This is a genomic window from Pseudomonas sp. PB105 (assembly GCF_009764655.1).
Lineage (GTDB): Bacteria > Pseudomonadota > Gammaproteobacteria > Pseudomonadales > Pseudomonadaceae > Aquipseudomonas > Aquipseudomonas cyclaminis.
On the sequence record NZ_RWIO01000051.1, the window covers coordinates 1 to 5,490 of the forward strand.

General features: G+C 63.2%; 1 protein-coding gene. It reads left to right on the forward strand.

The features are described 5' to 3' along the window. Positions 1 to 5,490: non-ribosomal peptide synthetase (locus tag EJD88_RS13540; RefSeq protein ID WP_158878210.1), on the forward strand; the 5,490-nt coding region annotated here is incomplete at both ends.

The window sequence follows — 5,490 nt, forward strand, 5'->3', positions numbered from 1 at the left end:
GCCCTGCCCTTACCGCCGAGCGCTTCATGACCAGCCCGTTCGGTGACGGCCAACGCCTGTATCGCACCGGCGACCTGGCCAGCTACCGTCCCGACGGCGTCATCGAATACCGGGGCCGTATCGACCATCAGGTAAAAATCCGTGGCCTGCGCATTGAACTGGGAGAGATCGAAACCCGCCTGATGGAACTGGACTGCGTACGCGAAGCCGTTGTGATTGCGGCCGACGGCCAGTTAGTCGCCTACGCCGTGCCCAGCGAAGCCGGTGACGCAGATGAACTGCGCAGCCACATCAAGCAACGCCTGGGCGAACACCTGCCCGACTACATGGTGCCCGCCCAGTTGATCTTCCTCGATCAACTGCCCCTGAGCCCCAACGGCAAACTGGACCGCAAGGCCCTGCCGAAACCCGATGCAAACCTGCTGCAAAAAACCTACGTGGCGCCACACAGCCCGCTGGAACAGCAGATCGCCGCGATCTGGCAAGACGTGCTCAAGCGTGAAACCGTCGGCCTGCACGATGACTTCTTTGAGCTGGGCGGTCATTCACTGCTGGCCACCCAGGTCGTCTCCCGTGTGCGACATGCCCTGAACACCGATGTGCCCCTGCGCAACCTGTTCGAGTGCAGCACCTTGCAGGCCTTCGTGGCCACCCTGGAGCAAGAACCGGCCCGCCACGAGCCGCCCTTGGTACGGGTCGCACGCGATCAGCCGCTGCGCCTGTCATATGCCCAGGAACGCCAGTGGTTCCTCTGGCAACTGGACCCTCAAAGCACCGCGTACCACATCCCGGCGGCCCTGCGCCTGCAAGGCCATCTGGACACCCAGGCACTGCAGCGCAGCTTTGACCACCTGATCGAGCGCCATGAAAGCCTGCGCACTTCGTTCGCCCAGGACGGCGAGCGTACCGTGCAACGGATCGCCGCCCACGCCCCGCTGGCAATCACCGTCGAGTCACGGCCGGGCGCAGACGAGCAAGTGATCCAGGCGTGTGTTGAACACGAAATCCAGCAGCTGTTCGACTTGCAGCACGGCCCGCTGCTCAGGGTAAAACTGCTGAAACTGGCGGATGACGATCACGTCCTGATCCTCACCCAGCACCATATTGTCTCCGATGGCTGGTCGATCAACGTGATGATCCAGGAGCTGATTGCCCTGTACGCAGGTTTCAGCCAGCAGCAACCCGCCAGCCTGCCCGACCTGCCTGTGCAGTACGCCGACTATGGCGTGTGGCAGCGTCAGTGGATGGAAGCTGGAGAGCGCGAGCGCCAACTGGCCTACTGGACCGAACAGTTGGGTGGCGAGCAGACGGTATTGGAACTGCCCGCCGACCACACCCGGCCGTCCGAGCAGAGCTACCGCGGCGCCCAACTGGAACTTGCGCTGGGCCACCCGTTGAATCAGTCGCTCAAGCAATTGGCCCAGCAGCAAGGCGTGACGTTGTTCATGCTGTTGCTGGCCTCGTTCCAAACCCTGTTGCATCGCTACAGCGGGCAAACCGACATCCGTGTCGGTGTGCCGATTGCCAACCGCAACCGCGTGGAAACCGAAGGGCTGATCGGGTTTTTCGTCAACACCCAGGTATTGCGTGCAGAACTCGACGGCCAGGCGCGGTTTGTCGACGTGCTGCAACAGGTCAAACACCATGCCTTGCAGGCCCAGGCTCACCAGGACCTGCCCTTCGAGCAACTGGTGGAAGCCCTGCAACCGGAGCGCAGCCTCAGCCATAGCCCGCTGTTCCAAGTCATGTACAACCATGCCAGCGTGCAGCCCCAACACAGCGTCAGCTTGCCCGGCCTGAGCCTTGAAGTCTTGGAAGGCACGTTGCCCAGCACCCAGTTCGACCTCTCGCTGGATACCACCGAGTCCGCCGACGATCTGCTGGCCACCCTCACCTATGCCATCGACCTGTTTGAAGCCCCTACCGTCCAGCGTCTGGCCGGGCATTGGCAAAACCTGTTGCAGGCCATCGTCCGTAACCCGCAGCAACGCCTGGGTGAACTGGACATGCTTGGGCGTGAAGAACGGCACCTGATGCTCCATGACTGGAGCAGTGCCACCCTCGAATACCCAAGTGAACAACGGGTCCATCAGTTGTTTGAAGCCCAGGTGGCGAATCAACCATCAGCCCCGGCCTTGCTCTTCGAAGACCGCCAGCTGAGCTACGCCGAACTCAACGCCCAGGCCAATCGCCTGGCCCGCCATCTGGTGAGCCTGGGCGTCGGGCCCGACGTGCTGGTGGGGATTGCCGTGGAGCGCGGCCTGGACATGATCATCGGCTTGCTGGCGGTGCTCAAGGCCGGCGGCGCCTACGTGCCCCTGGACCCGGAATACCCGCAGGATCGGTTGCTGTGCATGATCGAAGACAGCGGCACGCAACTGATGCTGACCCAGGGCCACTTGCGCGAACGCCTGAAGATTCCTGCCGATGTGGCGCATCTGTGCCTGGACCAGAACCAAGCCTGGGCCGATCTGGACGATAGCAACCTGGCCAATCGCGCCCATGCCGATAACCTTGCGTATGTGATGTTCACCTCCGGTTCCACGGGCCGGCCAAAAGGCGTGGGCATCAACCAGTCCTCGCTGACTCGCCATGCCTATGTGTCGCTGGGGTTTTTCAATCTCAATGGCGGCGACCGCATCCTGCAGTTTTCCACCTTCAACTTCGACGGTTTCGTCGAGCAGTTGTACCCGGCACTGATCTGCGGCGCGTCGGTGGTGCTGCGCGGCACTGAAATCTGGGACACCGAGACGTTCTACCGCGCACTGCTCAAGCATCAGATCAGTGTGGTCGACCTGACCACGGCCTACTGGAACCTGCTGGCCAAGGATTTTGCCGCGGCGGGTCCACGGGATTACGGGCGACTCAAGCAAGTGCACGCCGGTGGTGAAGCCATGCCGCCGGAAGGCCTCGCCGCGTGGAGCCAGGCCGGCCTTGGCCACGTCAAATTGCTCAACACCTATGGCCCTACGGAAGCCACGGTGACAGTCACTGCCCTCGATTGCACCGACTACGTAACCGGCGCCCGCCCGACGCCACTGACCATGCCCATCGGCAAGGTTCTGGCCGGGCGCAGCATTTACCTGCTGGACGACAGCGGTGCCCCGGCGCCGATTGGCGTGGTGGGCGAACTGATGATCGGCGGCGAGTTGCTGGCACGCGGTTATTTCAATCGCCCGGACCTGACGGCCGAGCGCTTCATGCCGGACCCGTTCAGCCAAGGCGGCGGCCGCTTGTACCGCACCGGCGACCTGGCGCGCTACACCCCCGAGGGGGTGATCGAATATGTCGGCCGGATCGACCATCAGGTGAAGATTCGCGGTTTCCGTATCGAGTTGGGCGAAATCGAGGCCCGACTGCTGGAGCAAGACGTGGTGCGAGACGCCATCGTCCTCGCCCAACCGGCAGCCAGCGGCTTGCAGTTGGTGGGTTATGTGGTGCCCCATGCCACGGCCTTGCAGCACGCAGAGCTGCGTCAGTCGATCAAGGCCGCGTTGGCCGCCGTGCTGCCGGACTACATGGTGCCGGGCTTCCTGATGTTCCTTGATGTGCTGCCCCTGAGCCCGAACGGCAAGCTGGACCGTAAAGCGCTGCCCAAGCCGGATGCCAGCCAACAGCAAAACCACTATGTGGCGCCGCGAACGGCCCTGGAAACCCAGGTCGCCGGAATCTGGCAAAGCGTGCTCAACCTTGAGCAGGTGGGCCTCACGGATGACTTCTTCGCACTCGGCGGCCATTCGTTGCTGGCGACGCAGATCATTTCCAGGGTGCGTCAGGCCCTGGGGCTGGATGTCGCCCTGCGCAGCCTGTTCGAACGCAGCGTGCTCGGGGATTTCGTCGCTGGCCTGGACGGTCGCGCACGGCAGCATGAGCTGCCACTGGTGCCCGTCGAACGCACTCAATCGCTGCCCCTGTCCTACGCGCAGGAGCGCCAGTGGTTCCTCTGGCAATTGGACCCGCATAGCGCCGCGTACCACTTGCCGGCCGCACTGCGCCTCAAAGGCGCGCTGGATGTCGCGGCGCTGGAGCAAGCGTTCAATCAACTGATCGCCCGTCACGAGGCACTGCGCACCACCTTCGTGGTGGAAAACGAACAACCGCGCCAAATCATCGCCGACCATGCGCCGCTGGCGCTGGTGGTCGAGACGCTGAGCGGCACACCGGACGACGCCACGATCAAGACGTTTGTGGAGCACGAAACCCGGCAACTGTTCGACCTGCGAAACGGCCCGCTGCTGCGAGTCAGGCTGCTGCGCCTGGCGGACGATGAACATGTACTGGTACTTACCCAGCACCACATCGTTTCCGATGGCTGGTCGGTGCAGTTGATGGTGGAGGAACTGATCAGCCTGTATGGCGCCGCCCAGGCTGGGCAGCCTCACTCGCTGGCGCCGTTGCCCATCCAGTACGCCGACTATGCCGCCTGGCAACGGCAATGGATGCAAGCCGGCGAGCGGGAACGTCAACTGGCCTACTGGACCGGCCAGTTGGCCGGCGAAAACAGCGTATTGGAGTTGCCGACAGATCGCCCGCGCCCGGCTGAACAAAGCTACCGGGGTGCCCACCTGTCACTTACCCTCACGCCTGGCCTGGGCGATGCAGTGCAAGCCTTTGCCCATCGCCTGGGTGTGACGCCGTTCATGCTGTTGCTGGCGTCTTTCCAGACGCTGTTGCACCGCTACAGCGGCCAGAACGATATTCGCGTCGGTGTGCCGATTGCCAACCGCAACCGGGTCGAAACCGAGGGGCTGATCGGCTTCTTCGTGAACACCCAAGTCATGAAAGCCGAGTTCAGCTCGCACCTGCGGGTCGAGGCTCTGCTGCAACAGGTCAAGCAACATGCACTGGATGCCCAGGCGCATCAGGACCTGCCGTTCGAGCAACTGGTAGAGGCCTTGCAACCGGAGCGCAGCCTCAGCCATAACCCGCTGTTCCAGGTGATGTTCAACCACCAGAGTGCCGACAAACCCAGCGCCACCGAACGCCCGTCACTGCCTTTGGCGTTGCAGGTCGAGGGATTGGACTGGGAAGGCAGCACCTCGCAATTTGACCTGACCCTCAGCACCAGCGAATCGGCCGAGGGCTTGAGCGCAACACTCACCTACGCCACCGACCTGTTCAACGCCACCACCATCGAGCGCCTTGGGCGGCATTGGCAACAGCTGCTGCACAGCCTCATTGCCGACCCGCAACAGCGGCTGGCCGACCTGACGATGCTGGACCACGCCGAGCAGCAGCAGATCGTCAGCGCATGGAACGCCACCACCACCCACTACCCGCTCGACCACAGCGTCCAGCAATTGATCGAAGCCCAAGTGGCCGCCACGCCCGATGCCCCGGCATTGGTGTTCGGCGACCATCAGCTGAGCTATCGCCAGCTCAACCAGCGCGCCAACCAACTCGCCCACAAGCTGATGGAACTGGGCGTCGGCCCGGATGCACTGGTGGGCATTGCCACCGAGCGCAGCCTGGAGATGGTCATCGGCCTGC